This window comes from Collinsella sp. TF10-11AT, from assembly GCF_003437565.1.
Taxonomy (GTDB): domain Bacteria; phylum Actinomycetota; class Coriobacteriia; order Coriobacteriales; family Coriobacteriaceae; genus Collinsella.
The window spans coordinates 74882-93932 of sequence record NZ_QSQW01000010.1; the positions used below are offsets into that span (position 1 = coordinate 74882).

Here is a 19051-nt window from a genome sequence, read left to right on the forward strand (position 1 = left end):
CCCCTGTCTTACCCCAGCTCCCGCATGCGGCGGTAGATTTCGCAGATACCCTTGATGGTGAGCTGTCCGTCGACCACGTCGAAGGCATCGGTCGAATCGGCGACGATGCTGGCGAGACCGCCCGTGGCGATAACGGTGGCATCCTCGCGGCCCAGCTCGCGCTTCATGCGCGCGACCAGGCCCTCAGCCATGGCGGCGGCGCCCGTTACGGCGCCGACCTTGATGCACTCCTCGGTATCGCGGCCGATGGCGTGCTCGGGCGCCTCGAGCGGCACGCTGGCGAGCTTGGCGGCACGGGCGGCAAGCGCGTCCATGGAGATGCGAATGCCCGGCGCGATCGCTCCGCCAATGTAATAACCGTCCTCATCGATGACGTCGATATTGGTCGCGGTGCCAAAGTCCACCACGATCGCCGGCGCGCCATAGAAGGTCTCGGCAGCGACGGCGTTGGCGATGCGGTCGGCACCAACGGCCTGGGGGCGCGCCGCCCGCAGCTTGGTTACGGCGGCCGTCTGCGGCCCGATGACGATGGCGTCCGCGGCAATGCGGTCGGCCACGGCGTGCCACTCGCGCGAGAGCTGCGGCACCACGCCCGCAAAGGCGATCGCGTCGACCGCATCGAGCGAAAGGCCGTACATCTTAAAGAAACCCATCAGGCGCACATGGATCTCGTCGGCGGTATAGGAGCGGTCGGTGGGCATGCGCCACGACTGCACCAGCTCGTCTCCGTCAAACAGGCCCATGGCCGTCTGCGTGTTTCCCATATCGATAGCGAGCAGCATGTCTACTCCCGGTGTCGGCATAAAAGGACGCGCACCATTGTATACGTGCCGTCGACGGCGCTCGGCTGCGATTCGTTTACGGTGATAGGGGCTGAGGGGTTTAAATATGAAGGAATTATGCTCTACGAGATTTTCCTTGCCGTTTACCGAACTCCCGCGTAATATTCTTTCTTGCGCACATGAGGCGCCCAGACATTGCGGGGTGGAGCAGTCTGGTAGCTCGCCGGGCTCATAACCCGGAGGTCGTAGGTTCAAATCCTGCCCCCGCGACCAAGAACTTGCAGCTCGTCGGCCTAGCCGGCGAGCTTTTTTGTTATTTCGGGACCGTGTTTTCGGTCCAATTCTCGGCCTCTCAAACAAAATCTCGATCTGTAACATCTAGACCCGATTTGGGCGGCTAGGTGTTACAGATTGAGATGTTTCGGCAGGACGGTCTTCGTTTGTCTAAATCTGTAACACGAGGGACGGTTTTTACTGAGTAACTGTTACAGATCTAGATCTTTCGGCAGGCTAGATTGGTTCGTCTCAATCTGTAACAGTTGCTCGGCAAAATAGGGCCTAACTGTTACAGATTGAGACAAACCGACGGGCCGTCCGCTCCATCCACCTGCCGCCACCTGATATTCGCCGATTTTCGTTGTGCCGCTGTACCTCCATGCCATATCCTCTAGACAACTACGCGGCAACATCGCCGCCGCGCCTACAAGAGAGGAATGTCCATGACCGCACCTGCCACTAAGCTGCTCCAGCCCATTACGGTTGGCCCCCTTGAGCTCAAGAACCGCATTATGTTCCCGCCGCTCACCACCGGCTACGAGGAGCGCGACGGTTCCATTGGCGAGCGCAGCCTGGCTTTTTACGAGCGCCTGGCCCGTGGCGGCGTGAGCTACATCGTCATCGGCGACGTCGCTCCCGTTATGACCGCGAGCCCCACGCCCAAGCTGGCGACCGATGCCCAGATCCCCACGTTTAAGGCGCTGGCCGACGCCGTCCACAAGCACGGTGCCAAGGTCGCGCTGCAGCTGTTCCATCCCGAGTACGACGTGCCCGGTGTCGGCCGCATGGTCATGGGTTCCATGGCCGCTGCGAAAGCTGCGCAGGAGGCCAAGGCCGCCGGCGACGAGGAGGCCTTTGCCGCCAAGATGGCCGAGTCCAACGAGATTCGCAAGCAGGCCTACGCCAAGCTGCACCACGACATGCAGCACTTTGTGAACGAGGCCACCGTGGAGCAACTCACCCAGATCAAGGAGGCCATCGCTGCCTCGGCCGCTCGCGCACAGCAGGCCGGGATCGACGCCATCGAGGTCCACGGCGACCGCCTGGTGGGTTCGCTGTGCTCGGCCATCCTCAACAAGCGCACCGACGAGTACGGCGGCTCGTTCGAGAACCGCGTTCGCTACGCGCTGGAGGTCGTCGCCGCCATTAAGGAAGCCGCACCGGAGCTGATGGTGGAGTACAAGCTCCCCGTGATCATGGAGAACCCCGACGGCACGCCGCGCGGCAAGGGCGGCCTGCAGCCCGATGAGGCCTGCGAGTTTGCCAAGCTGCTCGAGGGCGCGGGCATCGACATGATCCAGGTCGCGCAGGCCAACCACACCGGCAACATGGGAGACACCATTCCGCCCATGGGCGCCATGCCCTACAACTGGACGCTGCCGGTGGCCGAGCGCGTCAAGGCCCTGGTCTCCGTGCCGGTGGCAACCGTCGGCCGCGTTGTCTCGGTCGAGGCCGGTGAGAAGATTCTGGAAGACGGCGCGGCCGACATCATCGCCTACGGCCGCTCGCTCATGTGCGACCCCGACATTGCGCTGAAGGCCGCCACGGGTGAGCCCATCCGCGAGTGCCTCAACTGCAACAAGGGCTGCGTCGACGCGATTCAAAACCGCAAATACATCTCGTGCGTGCTCAATGCCGAGAACGGCGACGAGGCGACCATCGCCATTAAGCCGGGCGAGGGCGACAAGAAGATCGCCGTGGTGGGCGGCGGTATTGCCGGCCTGGAGGCCGCGCGCGTGGCGGCCAAGCGCGGCTACGACGTGACCGTCTATGAGGCGAGCGATCATCTGGGCGGCCAGATTGTGCTGGCGGCCGCGCCTCCGCGCAAGGACGAGATCATGCGCTCGGTGGAGTATTACGAGAAGATTCTGCCCGGCCTGGGCGTAAAGGTTGAGCTCAACCATGCCGCTACGGCCGAGGACCTCAACGCCGCCGACGCCGCGATTGTGGCTGTGGGCGCGCACGACGTGGTCATCCCCGTTCCGGGCGCCGATTCGGACAAGGTCGTCTCGAGCTGGGACGTGCTGGCCGGCAAGGCGGAGCTCGCGGGCTGCGTCGCCGTTATCGGCGGCGGCCTGGTGGGCACCGAGACTGCCGAGTACCTGCTGCAGAACGGCTGCGAGGTGGCGATTGTCGAGATGCTCGACAAGATTGCCGCAGGCGAGTCCGAGACCATTCTGCCGCTGATTATGAACGACTTTGCCGCCCACAACGTTGAGCAGCATGTTAAGACCCGCCTGACCGCCATTACCGACGAGGGCGTGGAGGCCGTTCGAACCACCGAGGACGGCGCCGAGGAGCCGGTGAAGATCGCCTGCGATTACGTGGTGATGGCCGTGGGCTCCAAGGCCAACGGGTTTGACCTGGACGGCGTAACGGTGCCCGTGACCTGCGTGGGCGACTGCTCGGGCGAGCGCACCGCCGACATTGCGAGCGCCATTCGCACGGCGTATCACGCGGCCAACGAGCTCTAAGTAAGAAAGCTATCGCGTATTGAGTGGGCGGGGAGTGCCGTATCGGCGCTCCCCGCCTTTTTTGCCAATGAGGGCGCCCCTGACCAGCGGGTTCAGAAAATCCGAATTTCATGCACCAGAAAATCCGACTCCTTAGAACATGAAAATCCGAATCGCAACCACCCGAAAATCCGAATTTGCTACAGTGGAATAGAGGAATCAGAAAGCAGGAACTGGAAATCTGCGGGGGTGGCTCATGGCGGGCGAAAGGCTACATCGGGACGGATACATCCCGCGTATCGTGGATGCGCAAATCGAACGCTACCTTCGCGTCTTTGGCGCGGTCGAGATTGCGGGCACCAAGTGGTGCGGCAAGACGTGGGCCGCGCTTGAGCACGGGGCGTCCGCCTCGTATGTCGACGAGAATCTCGACCTCGCGCGTGCCGACCCGGCGATGATGTTGCTGGGAGACCGTCCGCATATTATCCATGAGTGGCAGCGAGTTCCCCAGATTTGGGACTACGTTAGACACGAGGTTGACCGCACCCGGGGCACGCGCGGCGCCTATATCCTCACGGGTTCCGCCACGCCTGCGTTTGGCTCAAAGACGGAGGCACCCGCGCATAGTGGAGCCGGCCGCATCGGCCGCGTCCGCATGTACCCCATGACGCTTGCCGAGACAGGTGAGTCCAGCGGCAAGGTGAGCCTGGCGGGCTTGTTTGAGCATCGTTTTGAGCCCTGTCGGTGCAATGGCGATACACCGGGGCTTGTCGAAGCCGCCTGCCGCGGCGGCTGGCCCGAGGCGATCGATATGGTTTCGGCTGACGCCCAGCTCATCGCTCGCGAATATCTCAACACTACGTTTTCGAGCAGCTTCCCGGCGGTTGGTCTCGACCCCGATATTGCTCGTCGAGTCTCCGCATCGATCGCGCGCAATCTGGGACAGGCGACCACGTATAAAACGATTCTTATGGATATGTTCGGTGCCGAGGGGGAACCCGCAGCGTTTGCCGACGAGACCAAGGTGCGCAGGTACCTGGATGCCCTCAAAGGCATGTTCATTCTCGAGGAGGTCCCCGGTTGGGTTCCCGCCGCGCGCGACAAACGACGCTTTACCGTCAAGCCCAAGCGCTATCTGGCAGATCCGAGCCTTGCTTGCGCCTTGCTAGGTATGTCCTTGCAGGCGCTGCTTGCCGACTGGCAGACATTTGGTCTGGTGTTTGAGAATTTGGTCATACGCGATCTTTCGGTCTACGCACGTTCGCTCGACCTGCTGGATAGCACGCCCGTGCGCTATTATCGCGACGATTCGGGCCTTGAATGCGATGCCATCGTGCAGCTAGCCGATGGACGGTGGGCCGCCTTTGAGATTAAGGTGAGCGAAGATAAGGCGAGCGCCGGCGTTGAGAGCCTCAAGCGCGTTCGCAAGAAGGTCTGTGGAAATCTTCGTTCACGCACACGCGAACCGGAGTTTATGGCCGTGATTGTGGGGGTGGGTGAGTACGCCCGCGAGGTCGAGGACGGTATCTACGTGATACCCGTGCGCGCGTTGGGGTGTTAAGGGGCGGCACGCCGTGTGCCCGCTGCCCGGTGCTGCGGATTGGTGCAAGTGGTCAGGTTTGTTTGCACCATGTCCTTGGCATATGGAAGAAGCTGCTATTCGTAATCTTTAAGACATCATTAAGGCTTGCGCTGTGGAGCAAACCGCAGGTCAATGCTATTCTTTTACCTTATCGTATGGTGTTGTATTCTGCCTGAATTCTATGCCTACGAGCAACGGATTGATCGCGACCAAGCGGAAAGGACGGCACGCCCGCTAGCAGGGCAAACGCAAACGATGAGTGGCATGGACCGACATAGCGAGCTCCAGCAGCACAAGACGGCGGCCGAGTACCGCCAAGCTGCCGACGAGCATGTGCGGACCCTCAAGGATTTCTGGAAGGATTTCCTGGTGAGCGGTCTGTTTGTGCTGGCCGCCATCGTTGCCATCTTTGCATGCCTTGCCTGGTTTGCCGCGAACAATCGAGTGAGCGCCACGGGGAGTACGATCGGGGCGAAGGGCCCACGGTTTGTGCTCTCGGGAACGCAGGGCGGCACGGCAGGTAAGTACGACGCCCAGGACAACTACGCGTCGGACAGTACAAGCCTTGCCGTGAACAATCTTTTCAACCTCAATAACATGAGTGCCGATGGCAGTCTTTCTCCGGGGTCGGCGGGCCAGCTTCAGCTCAACGTCAAGCCGCTCTGCAACGACCTGCACGATATTACGGTGGAGATGACCTGGGAGATTTCTGTCCAGACGAGCGTTGCGGGCACGGACTCCGTTGTGGACGCATCGACAAACGAAGAGATCATCAACTCGCTTAAAGATTTGGTGCGCGGTCATATCCTGGTTTTCCAGGGCAAAGACACCTCTGGCTTTTACTCCAATCCGCTGGTTCCCACGACAACCACGGTGACCCAGGACGGAGCGAGCGTCACCGTCATTACGCAGAGCTTTACCATCCCGGCGCGGAGCTTTTGCGCTGAGGGCTCAAATAGCACGACCAAAACCGCAACCAAAACCCTCTACTGGATTTGGCCGGAGCAGTTCAAGAGCTATGTTCGCACGGGCAACGCCGGCTACGGTGGCAACCTTTTCGCTAACACAGGCGACGAGGGGGGATACACAACCCTCGTCGGCGACATCAACAATAACCACGCGCGCTATTTCCGCGCCGATAGCACGAGCGTGCCAGGTCAGGCGCCTAGCGCGGTTCCGCCTGTCGGAGCCGGCATGTCCTCTGCGGATGTGGAAACCTGCGCCAGCTACTACAACAACGCCGACGAGATTATCGGCAAGAACGTCAAGTACATTCGCGTGCGCTTCACCGCCAAGGAGGCGGATAAATAAATGGACGAGCAGCTTAATGCCCGCGAGCAGGGCGATATCAAACACAACGAAGGAGCGGCAAACCCCGGCGGCAACGGGTTCGGCTCGCACGGCGAAGCGCGTCCGGCTGGCCGCATCGAGCGCATCAAGGCTTGGGTGAGCGACCACCGTCGCGAATCCCTGGCCATCGTGGGTCTGGTGGCCGTGCTTCTCGTGTTGCTGGGATTGACGCTCGGATGGTTCGTCGATGCCAATCGCGGCTCCACCGTTGGCAAGATCAAGGAGCCGGCGGAGCTCAAAGTGCTGGGCCCCAACGCTACGGCAACAGAGCAGGTCGACCTGAGCTACAACCCCGAATACGGCGATACCAAGACCGGCAACACGGTGACGCTCAAGCGTGCGTTTTGCGTGCAGACGGGCGGTGACGGTTTTGAGCTGCAACTCGCGAATACGACCAACATTACGGGTCTCACTATTGAGCTGTACAGAGCCGAGAACACGTCTGCGCTCCAGACGCCCGACGTGAGCGGTACCGCAGACGGCAAATCTTATAGCTGGAAAGCAACCGGAGAGAACCTGCTGACGAGCTTCGAATATATCAACAAGGAGAACGACGGTCTGGCAGCCGTGCCGGGCGAGGGCGCAAGCGACCCTACATTCAAGGACTATCAAAACGTCCAGCGCAACGCGCGCCCGCTCTACCGATACAAGAAATTCGGCAAAGGCGACCTCAACGCTAAGACACTCGACAACTCGACTGGCAATGACACGCTTAACTTTATCATCAAGCTTTCGTGGGACGAGAGCGCCAAAGAGACCGACGTGATTTACCTGATCGCGCGCAACACGAGCGGCAAGTAGGAGAGGGGGCGCACATGGAGAAGCAAGAGAAACAGCAGGATGCCGAGCGCGAGCAGCTGGCAAAAAGCAAGAGCCTAGTCAAGAACAAGCTGGTTGTGGCGGCAATCGCACTTATTTGCGCCGTGGCGCTCGTGACGGGTGGCTACTTTACCTATTCCGCCTACACCGCCAACGGATTTCTAAAGTCCGTCGCCGCAACGGGCACTGCGCAGAGCCTATTTGCAAGCGATTTGCTCACGGGCTATATGAGTGCGCCTAGCCCCGACGAGCTCGCCCGTGCCCAGCGCTCCGTTACGGTGTATCCCAACAACGGGCAGTGCAACTTTACCTTTAGCATCTACAACTACTTGCTGGGCAACAGCAACTTCTGCAACGACAAAAATGTGACATACACCTTGACGGTCGAGGGGCACGGGCTCGATGGCGCCACGTGGAGCTATGCGCCCCAGCCCGGTAGCAGCGTCACGCTTCCGGAGAATCAACCTACCAAGAACGACTACACCGTGACGTTCCCTGAGGACAAGCTGGGACATGCCTACTTTGTGATTAAGGCCACGGTCGTATCGGAGAAGAGTCCCGGCACCGAGCTTACCTGCCTGGCGGCGAAAGTCGTGCCGTCAAAGAGGGCCGAGGTCAAGACCGCGGCGGTCGAGGGCGCGCTGGTCGATGAGGCTGGTAAGTTTACTGATTACGCTGCGTATAACTACCGCGTGACGGTCACGGGAGCACCGGCGAACGTCACGCTCACGTGGGGGGAGAACGTGGAGATCGACCCGTTCTTCGCGACCAACCATAGCGCGACGGTGGATGCTACAGCTCGCACGGCTACGTTCACCATGGAGCCGGGTTCGATGGTCGTCAACTTCTACCGAGCGGACGGCAAAACGCCTGGTGGCTGGGATGACCTGGGCATTAGCGCGAGCGGAACCACCCAAGCGGGTACGACGGAGACTCAATAACTCTGGCAGCAGAGTTTTTAGGATAAGAGGTACGGAATCGATGAGAACGGCAAAGCGCATACTCGCAGAGTTCATGACGGTGGTCATGGTGCTCCAGGCATGCTCGCCCACGGTGGCCGCTGTGGCGGCCGGCTGGCAGAACATCTCGAGCGAGATTGCCGCCGCGTCTGCGGAGGCATCGGACGCTGCCGAGAGCGGTGAGACCAACGGCGATGCCGCGACCGGGCCTGGGTCGAGTGATACTGGTGCCGCGGGTGACAGTGCCCAGGATGGCGCTGCGAATGGCGACGCCGCAACGGGCGATACCGTCGATAGTGCCACGGGTTCCGATTCCACGGGCGATCAGGCGGAAGGCGACGATGCGGCAGGGGATGCCGCCGCTGGCGATGCCGAGCAAGATGCCGATGCCGCGGTTTCGGAAGACGCTGAGGCCCAGGCCGATGCTTCGATTACAAATCTTGATGAGCTTGTCGACCTGCTCAAGGCGAACGGCGCGGAAAGCATCGTGTGCAAAGACGACAGGAGCGGAATCCAAAGCCTCAATGTCACGTTGTCGAAAGCGTTCGCCGTCCTGTCTAACGCCGACGCTTCGCTTTACTATGATGCGCAGATCAAGGTTATCATCACGGGCGATGCGAAGCTCACTGAGTCGGCTGATAACGGCATGTCTTTCCAGGGCCTTGGCAGCGATGAGCGTCCGTTCGAAGGCAGGATCTATAGGTCGCTGGACGATGATAGTCCCGTCGAGCTTACGACTGATCGGACGGTCTTTAATAACCTCAAGCTGTCTGGCCAAAAAAATAGGGTCAGGATAAAGTGGGTGGGCGCGACTAGCTATAGCGCGCCGATGGTCGCTTCGAAGGTCAGCGGTGCGGAAAACAGCGAAGAGAGCAAGGCGCTCATCGCGTCGGTTGACATCGCGGATCCCGTGAACGCTGATGTGAAGGACACGACTTCCGCCTTGACGGCACCTCTCCTGGGTACGACGACGGGCAACCTTACCGCGAACGTTACCTATAGCCTCACCCCCACCTGTTCCCGAAAGAATCTCAACGCGAATGCGACGGGCAACATTGGCTTGATTGCCAACACGGTCGAGAGCGGGACCTTGACGGTTGAGTCCGTCACGTTCCCCAACGATCTGGCCTCAGACGGAACCGTCAAAACGAGCTCTGGCAACGCTGGCCTGCTCGTAGGCGAAGTCAAGGACGGTGCGACCCTGAGTATCGGCGCCCTGACCAACGTTCCCACCACCACCGTCCAGTCCACAAACGGCTCCGCCGGCGGTGTCGTAGGCCTCGTTGGCTCGAGCGCAGGTGCCATGGTCAACGTCACGGAAGCTCTCGACCTACGCGCGCTCACCGTCAAGGGCACCACCGCCAGCGGCGGTTTTATTGGCAAAGCGACCGTGCTCACGCTGGGCGCGGATAATAAGCAGATTAGGTGTCCTCTAAATATTGGCGATGAGAACAGCGCTTGTTCTGGTGGCGTTATCGGCGACGTGAGCTTTGCGCAGGGATTTATCGTTAAGCCCAATATGTTCGACCTGGGCAACCTTGTGACACTTGGTGCGTCGCAGCGCGCCGGCGCTCTTTTTGGCATGGCCGATATCTCTAATGGAGACATCGTGGTGCAAGGCGGGGCGTATAAGAGCAAACTCGCCTTACCAGAAGATGTTAGTGTCAACGGCAGCTACGGCGGCCTTGTCGGCAAGGTGTTCGCGACGAAAACGGACGACAAAGGCGCTTTGCGTGCCTTTGTGGTCCAAAAGGATGCGGATAAGAAAACGTGCTCAATTGAGTTTGAACTTGCGGGCAAGCTGTCCGATACGGGCGGTGTTGTTGGCTATGTTGGCGATAACGCGGATTCCAATTCGCAGCCTGTCAATTCGCAGCCTGTCGCCGCTGTGCTCGACGGCGTGACGGTTACGTGCAAGGGAGTTGCTTCGGCACGAACGGACGCCGGAAAGTTCGGTGGCGCCGTGGGTGTTATCGACACGCGCAGCGTGCTCGACGTGCGCGATTTTACGCTTACAAGCGATAATGCCATTGGCGGTGCAGCAAACAATCGCGCGGCTGGTATTGCGGGCTCCGCACGGAATGCCGTAATCAAGTTCAGCGGCATCACAAACCTGTCGGGCGCAAGCTTTGCCGAGAACGCCACGACGGGTCAGCTTGTCTACGAGAACAACAACGCACTGATTTTCGCTGCCGGCGATGGCTCTAACGGTAACGTAACCGATGAAGGCGCTACGGGTTGGACCTATAGGCGCAGCAACAAGGCCTCGAAGACGGATGATATCGCGACCTATGGCGAAGTTATTCGCTTGGGCGATAAATTTATTACGCTTGACCCCAGCACTCACAAGCTGACCTTGCCGGCATCGTTGGCGCTGACTAACGGTGCCTACACCCTAACCTCTGTTGAGGATTTCGCCAAACTTGTAATCACCTGGCAAACCAACGGCTACTACTCCATGGTCGAGGGCGTTTCTGAAAACAACCCGAACATCTTGCAGTCCTCGACCATTACGGTGAACGGCACTATTGATCTCAAGGGCACGGGCCTGACGGGTTTCACGCAGGATCGTGCAGACGGCTCGCAAGTTTTCTCGGGAACGTTGAACGGCGGCGGCACAAATGGCAACGGCACAATCAACCTTGCCGTCGGCGAGCCGTACGGCAAGCGTGGTGAAGCTGTGCTTGACGGCAATGACACGAGCAACGGCAACGGCAAAATCTACCGCCACGGCCGCTTAGGCTTGTTCGCGGCCGTCAACGGCGCAACCATCTCCAACGTCACAATCGCTGGCTCCATGAAGTTCGATAACGGTTCGGCTATCGATGCCGGGTCGCTGGCGGGTGCCATCGTCGGCAACCTGTCATTGTCTAGCGTAACGTGCAAAACGAATAACGCGTGCGATGATACGTTTGCCAATGACGTGAACATTGGTGGTATTGCGGGCAGCGTGTCGGCGGCTGCCACGGTTACGTTTAAGGGTAACAGCAAGGCGCAAACGACTATCACTGCAGCCGGATCGCTTAACGGCAATAGCCGTATTGGCGGTGCCATCGGCTATGTGAGCGATTGCGCTTCGACATTCAATGTTACGGGCCTCGAAGTCGGCGGCGAAATCAAAACCGGCGATTGCGCCGGCGGCAAGATTGCCCAAGTCGGTGGTCTTATCGGCTGCATCGCACAGAGTACCTACAATGCAGGGACAATAGCCAACTCAGCTGATAAGTACGTGAACATTTCGGGCCTTTCGTTCAATTCATTCAAGATGAACGTCGGTAGGAACGGTGATGCGCTCAACGGTGCCGGTGGCCTTTTGGGCTACAGCTGGGGCAACGCCATCGTCACCATTGGCGATGCTGCTGCAAACACCAGCGGCAGCACCTACGCCCTCAAAACGACCAACAACACGACTGTGGCTGCAAGCGACTCTACCGAGGTCGGCGGCCTCGTATACGCAGCCAGCGGTCACTGGATTATCAACAACTACGCCATCGATCTCTCGGGCACAAAGATTAATGCAGGCGCCGCTCAGACGCTCGGCGTTCTAGTTTGCCGCGGCTGCAAGGTGGATGATAAGACGACATATGGCGTCGAGAGCTACCTAGGCCTGTACTTGGAGGACAGGGCTTATTGGGATACCGCCTATAGGGTGCCCAGCGGCGAGGGGGCCATCGTTGCACCGGGCGTAACGTCCTTCGATGAATGGGTTGGCAGCGGTGTAAAACCAAACAACGGCAGCAAGCTCATGGACGCCGACTGGAACACGGTCGTTTCGCTACACACACAGAAAAACAAGCTGGACATGGACGGCGATTCCACAAAAGACAACAGCTACCATAATCGCTCGTCTTTCGGTCGAAGCCAGAATACGAACGGCAATACCCGCTACTTCTACAACCTCGACATAGCCTCTAAGAATTGTGAAGGCGGCTTTAGTGGCAGTCAAATCGATACAGCGGAAAAGCTGCTCTTATGGTCTGCTTACCGTTATGCTCCCGAAGGTATTCGTTCGACAATCGTTCCCAATGGCACGACAGGGCTCGATGATTCCATAACCATAACGGGTACAATCGATTTGGCCGGCTACAGCTATTATCCCACTCAGCCGAGCGGAGAGGTGACGGTTGAGAATGCGACCATTACCTTCTGTTACTCCAAGATCAAGGCCGAGCAGAATGGCAACAAGCTAAATTCCGATGCTACCCAGCACGAGAACATGCACTGCGGTCTTTTTCGAACGGTGGCAAACGGCGATCTCACAGTAAAAAACGTCACTTTGCGTGGTACTGTTGGGCCCGTTATTAATGACGGAAAGAGCTCTGAAGACACTGATGGAGCAAGCGGAAGCTCTTCGGGCGCGCTCGTGTGCCGCTACGTGTATGGGTCCAGCGACGGCAATGGCACCAAGATTAGAAAGATCTCAATTGATGGTCTTACGCTCAACAATCTGATTGTCGACGGCGCCAACAGCGCCACGGATGCTAACGCCTATATGCCTCTGCTCATCAACGAGATGCAGAAGTACGTGAGCCTGAACGCGAAGAATATCAAGACTACTGGGTACACGAGTGACACCAAGGCGGCTACGTCGCTGTTCGGAAAGCTTGGTGTAGGCAGTGAGGCCGATCAGGTGACGGCAAAGTTTGAGCAAATCAGCTTGCCCAGCCAAAAGAACAAAACGATCTTCACCCATGCGAGCCTGCTGGAGAGTTTTGGCTACGGAAGCACGAGCACGGGCTCTGCGGACTACACCTTTACTAAGGCCGATGCCGATGCCGATGCAGGCAAGGTGACATACGGATCTGAGATTGATGGGAGTACGGAGTACCCGGGCAAGCAGCTTTGGTATTACGACGAAGCGACGTATGGTGCCGTGAGCGGCTATGTGACGGTTGATGGTAAGAAGGACGGTGACGTCAGGCCTTGGTTTGGTGGCTATCTTCCTTATGTTTATAAGGGAAAGGCCACCGAGAGCGGCGTCCAATATCATGAAATTAAAGTCAACCAGCGCATTCCAAAGCTGGTAGAGGGATGCGGCACATATGGCGATCCGTATGCCGTTAAGGACGCGACTGAGATGAACGCCATCGCCAACTACATCAACAACCAAACTGCGCTCGACGGTTGGGAGGTCACCATTGCCGTCAACCAGAGTACGCTCTGTACTCGCCGCAGCGACAATAAAACCGACAATGAGGTTACGTACGTCTATAAGCAGGCGAAAGACACTGGGAAGAAGTGGGAAAAGAAGACCGGCGACACCACTGATCCTTCGGCCACACTTTCCGACGAGATGATGCACCGCTATATCCAAAGCGCGTACTACAGTATTGAACCTACCGGGGGTAATACGATCACCCTCGACGGCGCATCGTTTGGCGGTTTTGGCAACAAAGCCAACCCGTTCCGTGGCGTCATCGTTGGCAACCCTAAAGGTGATAAAAAGGCAACCATCAAGATAGAGAATAACGAGGGTTCGCTTCGTGGCCTTATTCCCTATAGTTACGGCAGCGTGGTGCGCGATCTGAATATTCGCTATGTGAACGCGTCGGCGACTATTACTTATTCTGCCAAGGATGCCGACGGTGTTCCGACGCCGTTCTTCGGTGGCGTTATCGGCTGCATCCTTGGCGGCGATAACATTATCGACGGTGTGGCCGTGAATGGGACAACGCCCGATAACTCCACAACCGGCTTTACGGTTGCTGGTGGCGGAACTAAGCCACATCTTGTTCCCATCGGCGGTTACGTTGGTGCCATTGCGGGCGGCGGTGTGATCTTCCGCAATATGTCAGGGACGTCTTGGCGCGCTGGAACCAGCGACAAGTCTCAGGGTCTTGGAACGGGCAACTTCCGGCAGTACGACAATCCCTACGTTGGTCGTGTGATTGATGGCTATGCCTTTAGCGAGGGCTGCAAAGTCGAAAACGGTAACGCTAACTACAAGATCAACGAGCTCACAAACAAGGGAGCTGCCTGCGTCACTACCACGGGCACCGACAACAAGTATATCGGCACTGATGCCGAGGCACCCGTGACCACGGTGGAAAACGCCCAGGGCCTTTTGGTGCTCTCGGCCATCATTAGCTCGGGTGCGGGTGCTGGAGCGGCACATACTGACTACGCTAATTATGGCGTGTTCCGCGGCTCCAAGGCGTACTGGGGCAGCGATAAGCAGGACCCGGCGATAAACGGCTACCTGTTTGGCAACAAGGAATATGGTAAGGTGCGAAATGCCAGCTACGACTGCGTGGGCAAGCCTGCGAGCGCTTCCGGCGATTTCGAAACCGCCAAAAACGATGACCAGAAGGCCCCGGGCAAACAGGGGTGGCACGGCCCGCTCAACCATGATGACGATGTAAATTCGCCCTACCTGGTGGCGTCCTACGCTGCCGACTACCAAACGGGCTACGTGTGCGCGTCGAAATCGATCGGCATGAGCCTGGAGTTCAAGGAAAATGCCACCTATGATATGACTGGCTACGGCACGGGATACGTGGGTCTCAGCGGCCGTTACTATTCCAATGCTTGCAGCTCGAACGAGGCGTCCACCGATCGCGACCGCATCACGCCGCACGTGGCAACGATCGACGGCAACGGGGCCACCATCACGGTGGGCACCAAAGATGCCACTTACGGCGTCGTCGAATATGCCGATGACGACTATAAGGTCTCGGGCGTGGGCGGCCTATTCAGCACCGTGATGTTCACCTCAACCAATGTGGGGCAGAGCGTCACCGCGAATGACGGCGCTCAGGTCAAAGACCTCACCTTTAGTAACTGCAACGTATCGCTCACGTACAAAGACGCCAACGGTAGCATTGCCTCGGGACCGGCATCGAACGACCTCATCGGCACCGGCCTTTTGGCGGGCGCAACGGCCAACTACGACGGCAACACGCGTGGCGTCTACCGCAACGTACAGATGAAGAACTGCACCGTGTTGGGCGCAAAGAGCGTAGGAGGGCTTCTTGGCAGCTCGGGCCGTACCAGCCGAAGGACGGATAACGACGTGACCTATATGGTCAATTTCGGCTCCGGCACGCAGGCGCCCGCGAATCTCTGTGACTGCTCATACACTGGCCTTAGCGTCACGGGCGAGAAGTACGTTGGCGGCTATGTGGGTGCGATCGCCTCGCCGTGCGGCGTGTGGACAACCGCGGCCACAGGGGTATACGAGAAGACTATTGGCAAAAACTCGACCATAACCGCCACGGGTACAACACCCTACGTGGGCGGCGTGTTCGGTTATACCTCCAGTAACGTATCGGTGAACACCAAAATTGGCATCACGGAAGCCGTCGCATCGAGCACGGCAGTCATCTCTGGGGTAAATGTACTCGCCACCGGGTCGAACACCGATAAGTACATGGGCGCCGGCGGTGTGGTCGGAAGCGCCTATAGAGGCGTTATTTCTATAAGCAACGTGCGCATTGATGCCGGAGGCGATGCCAAGAGCGCCATCATCGGCGATGCCACCGGAACGAACAATAGCATCCGTAATGCGGGCGGCTTGATTGGCGAGGTCACGAGCAGTGGCAGCCCCAACACGTACTGGTTTGAGGACTGTAGCGTCGAGAATATCAACATTGCCGGCACCGACCAATGCTCGGGCGGACTTATCGGCTACTACTTCAGCAATGTGAACATAGCCTGCAACAATATCGCGATTGAGAGCGCCACGATCAAGGGCAGGTGGAGCGGCGGTCTACTTGGCGCGATTAACAGCGGTGCCGACGTCATCAACGTCACCAACACAAAGGTATCTAACACAACGTTTGGCGGAACCTCCAACGGCGGCATTGCGGGCGACGGACGCGGCCAGTTCCATCTGGTAAACGTGCTCATGGACAGCAATACCTACAAATTGGGCTCTAAGCAGGGCGTGCTCTTAGGCGAGGTTGACACAAACGGCTATAGCCTCTCCGCAGCGGGCGTGAACGTAAAGCTCGGCAACGGCAAGACCACGCGTGATCTGCCGCCGATGGTTTACACGACCAATGCGGCCGCCGTAAACATGAAGTCGTATATCGCGTTTGGTGACTATAACGACACACTGGAAGCACCTGACAAGGGGATCACGCTCTACGGCGCGGACAATACCGCCACCACGGCAGCGAGCCCGTATGTGACCACGAGCCCCGTAAGCACGCTGGCGGCGCGTGCCTCCGACAACGACACCACCGATCGCTACCTGTTTGGCGACGGCGCCACCATCGACACCGCGGCGACCGTCCAGAGCGAGGCAGGCACCGGTGTTGCCGATCGCTACACCTACACGAATATCGGCGGCATTAATGACAACGGCGCCTATCAAAATAAGTCGAGCTACGATGCCTCATCCGTGGCCAGTAAGTTCAATTCGAATAATGATACAAGCAGCAACCAAGCCACAGCGGATTTCCCCGTTTTGGTGATCTCGGGTACCGATAATACGACGGTCAAGAGCTATCTAAACATCATCACGAACGGCGGCTTCTCCGACGCTTGCAGATTGAATAACGAGAATGGCACCAATCCGCACGTGACGGCCAAGGCGGAGGTGTTCCAACTCAAGAACGGTGTATTCGTTAAGGACGATGACGCGTCGAACAATCCCACGCTTCGCGTAGTGAACAATGGCAAGAACAATATGTCGTTTAGCCCAAGCTCCGATTGGGACAACGGCAAAGGTCGCTTTACGCTCCTGACCGTTACCTTTACCGAGGCGGGTCAGAGCTACAACGTTCAGGTGCCGATCATCGTTAAGCGCAAGCTCGAGATCGATTTCACTGCAACGTATGATTACGGCACTCAATTTAAAGAAAAAGACTACGCTAACCTTGGAAAAGATGCACACGTGCTTACGAGCTTTGGCGAGCCGATGACGGGTCTGCTTACCTGGACATACAATTCTGCCAATGGGAAGGAAGTCGACTTTGGCTGGGACAGCTATATGGCTGCTGGCGGCTCGATGAAGGGGCTCGGCAAGAGTATCCTCTTCAATGGTGCCGACGGAAGGTTGCCCCAGGGCACCCAGCTTACGCTCATCGATGCGAACGTTGATGGCAAGGCCGGTGGCAGAGAGTATCACTATACGGTGGGCGAAGGCGGAGCAACGAGCGTTTCGCTGAGCGGAAACGACGGCTTTAGGGATCCTGCGCGCAATCCATATCAGGAGCGATGGCTGAGCGAGATTTTGGATGTGTCGGCCACGCAGGATGGCGCCGGCACATGGACTAAGTGTGATAAGGAGGCTGAGGCGACCGCTAAGGCGAAACTCGATGGCAAGTGGACGCTGTTTAAGGTTGCGGGTGCTGACGTTCCCAGCAACAGTCGCTATACGCTAAAGGTACCTAAGGAGAAGGATACCGGCAGGGAGAAGCGTGCATCGGAGAGCGTCTACCTAGTTGTCAACGTGCCCAAGTCGGGCGACGGCGTGACGCAAGCTAGTATCAACGGTTTTACGGCTTCGTCTATTGACTCGAATTCTTCGGGTGGCCGCATATCTTGGAATCTGCATCATGTTTTACGCACTGATGGCAGCGACGATATTCAAAACAGTACGGCATCGACATACAGCATCTTGTCCAATTATGAGCAGAATGTAGTCGACAAAAAAGATGGGGCGTGCATTCCGGTTTCGAAGTCGGAGGACGGTGCCGCCTACGTTCTTTCTCTCGATGTCATGGATACGGTTGCGTTTAGCCCGAGCCAATACTATACAGAGAGCGACCATCTGTTCTATCAGCTCGATACATCGCTGTGTCGCTATGGCGCCAACAACAACCTAATGGGAGTAAGCAGTTTCCCGAGCGGAACCTCGGCAATTGCGAAGTTCTATGTTGCCGTCGGCGATCAGAACTACATGTGGAATGGCAGCGATTGGAAGAAGTGTGACGCTTCGACGCCTGCGTTTACACAGATTGTGACGGATACGGGTGATGACTCACTGAGGCTCACGCTCGACCATGATCTTGCCGGAATCCGCAAGCGTGCAACGGGCGGATCCTTTACCGTGCGTACGGCAGTGGAAGAGATTCGTCTTACGCCGGACGGCTGCAACAAGGTCATCTCCCTGTCCAAGCAGTCTGGCGAGGACGCCTGTACCAAGATGTCCTATACCGCCAACCTTTCGACGCGCGATTCTGGTCTTGCCACCTCGAGCCTGGCGATGACGAAGCGCGGTAACGTTGGATACTATCGCATGGACACGGGTGATACGACCATTACGCTATCGGCGCCTGAGAAGTCGCAGCTTGGCATTAACGTGGACGACCTGCGTCCGATCGCGAATGGCACGATTGGTCTGGGTGCCACGTATGAACTGGGTGGACTCAGCAACGCCGCCGAGGCAATTGCGAACGCAGACTCTGTTGTGTACACGCTCGAGCTGCAGCGCCGCGGAACCGACGGCACGTATGAGAGTGTAACGGATGATATCTCCAACTACGTAACAGTGACGGAGAGTAAGCTTGCCGCGGTCGCTCCCTCCGGTAGCACGATCACCTTCACTGACTCGAAGGAGAATGGCAAGTTCAAAACGCAGAACGGTGACACTACGTTTAGCCTGCCCTTTACCGTTAAGGTCAACACGCAGGTTGAACAGCGTGAGCAGTTCTACGCGAACTATCGCTTGGTGATGACAGCGAGCCTGGTTAAGGGTGACGTGGCGAGCGCAACGCCTCAATCGCCCGACTATGTGACCTATACGCTCACGAGGGTGAACCTCAACGGCATCGACCACTAGTTCCGAAGCCAACTGGCTTCGCAAAGGGGGCGGCAACCACCCGGTTGCCGCCCCTTTTCTTGCGTTCAAGACTTTAGTCTGCTGGCCGCGCAGCGGCCAGC

General features: G+C 58.1%; 7 protein-coding genes and 1 tRNA gene. 7 read left to right on the forward strand and 1 reads right to left on the reverse strand.

Annotated features, from left to right (window positions below):
- Positions 1–8: 8 nt before the first annotated feature.
- On the reverse strand, positions 9–782 hold the full coding sequence (locus tag DXC99_RS07760; protein ID WP_158551682.1) for a type III pantothenate kinase: 774 nt from the start codon (positions 780–782) through the stop codon (positions 9–11).
- Between the two features lie 196 nt (positions 783–978).
- Between DXC99_RS07760 and DXC99_RS07765 the strand changes: the two genes are divergently transcribed.
- From DXC99_RS07765 to DXC99_RS07795, 7 genes are all read left to right on the forward strand, one after another.
- A tRNA-Met gene (locus DXC99_RS07765) sits at positions 979–1055 on the forward strand.
- A gap of 446 nt (positions 1056–1501) precedes the next feature.
- The gene (gene bilR / locus DXC99_RS07770; protein WP_233505698.1) at positions 1502–3532 is read left to right on the forward strand and encodes a bilirubin reductase, long form; all 2031 of its coding nucleotides are present in this window, start codon (positions 1502–1504) and stop codon (positions 3530–3532) included.
- Positions 3533–3767: 235 nt separating this feature from the next.
- Positions 3768–5072 (forward strand): ATP-binding protein, encoded by a 1305-nt coding sequence (locus tag DXC99_RS07775; protein WP_117629808.1) that lies wholly within the window; start codon positions 3768–3770, stop codon positions 5070–5072.
- A gap of 285 nt (positions 5073–5357) precedes the next feature.
- Positions 5358–6404: a hypothetical protein gene (locus tag DXC99_RS07780; RefSeq protein ID WP_117629809.1), complete on the forward strand. Its 1047-nt coding sequence runs from the start codon at positions 5358–5360 to the stop codon at positions 6402–6404.
- Positions 6405–7244 carry a hypothetical protein gene (locus tag DXC99_RS07785; RefSeq protein WP_117629810.1) on the forward strand — a complete coding sequence of 280 codons (840 nt, stop codon included), beginning with the start codon at positions 6405–6407 and terminating at the stop codon, positions 7242–7244.
- Between the two features lie 14 nt (positions 7245–7258).
- Complete coding sequence (locus DXC99_RS07790) at positions 7259–8203, forward strand: hypothetical protein (RefSeq protein WP_117629811.1); 945 nt, start codon at positions 7259–7261, stop codon at positions 8201–8203.
- A 40-nt stretch (positions 8204–8243) separates the two neighbouring features.
- Positions 8244–18950, forward strand: a complete 10707-nt coding sequence (locus DXC99_RS07795) for a hypothetical protein (protein WP_117629812.1) — start codon at positions 8244–8246, stop codon at positions 18948–18950.
- Positions 18951–19051 lie beyond the last annotated feature (101 nt).

Coding starts and splice junctions, on each gene's coding strand:
- DXC99_RS07760 (WP_158551682.1), bottom strand. CDS start 782: ATGCTGCTCGCTATCGATATGGGAAACACGCAGACGGCCATGGGCCTG.
- bilR (WP_233505698.1), top strand. CDS start 1,502: ATGACCGCACCTGCCACTAAGCTGCTCCAGCCCATTACGGTTGGCCCC.
- DXC99_RS07775 (WP_117629808.1), top strand. CDS start 3,768: ATGGCGGGCGAAAGGCTACATCGGGACGGATACATCCCGCGTATCGTG.
- DXC99_RS07780 (WP_117629809.1), top strand. CDS start 5,358: ATGGACCGACATAGCGAGCTCCAGCAGCACAAGACGGCGGCCGAGTAC.
- DXC99_RS07785 (WP_117629810.1), top strand. CDS start 6,405: ATGGACGAGCAGCTTAATGCCCGCGAGCAGGGCGATATCAAACACAAC.
- DXC99_RS07790 (WP_117629811.1), top strand. CDS start 7,259: ATGGAGAAGCAAGAGAAACAGCAGGATGCCGAGCGCGAGCAGCTGGCA.
- DXC99_RS07795 (WP_117629812.1), top strand. CDS start 8,244: ATGAGAACGGCAAAGCGCATACTCGCAGAGTTCATGACGGTGGTCATG.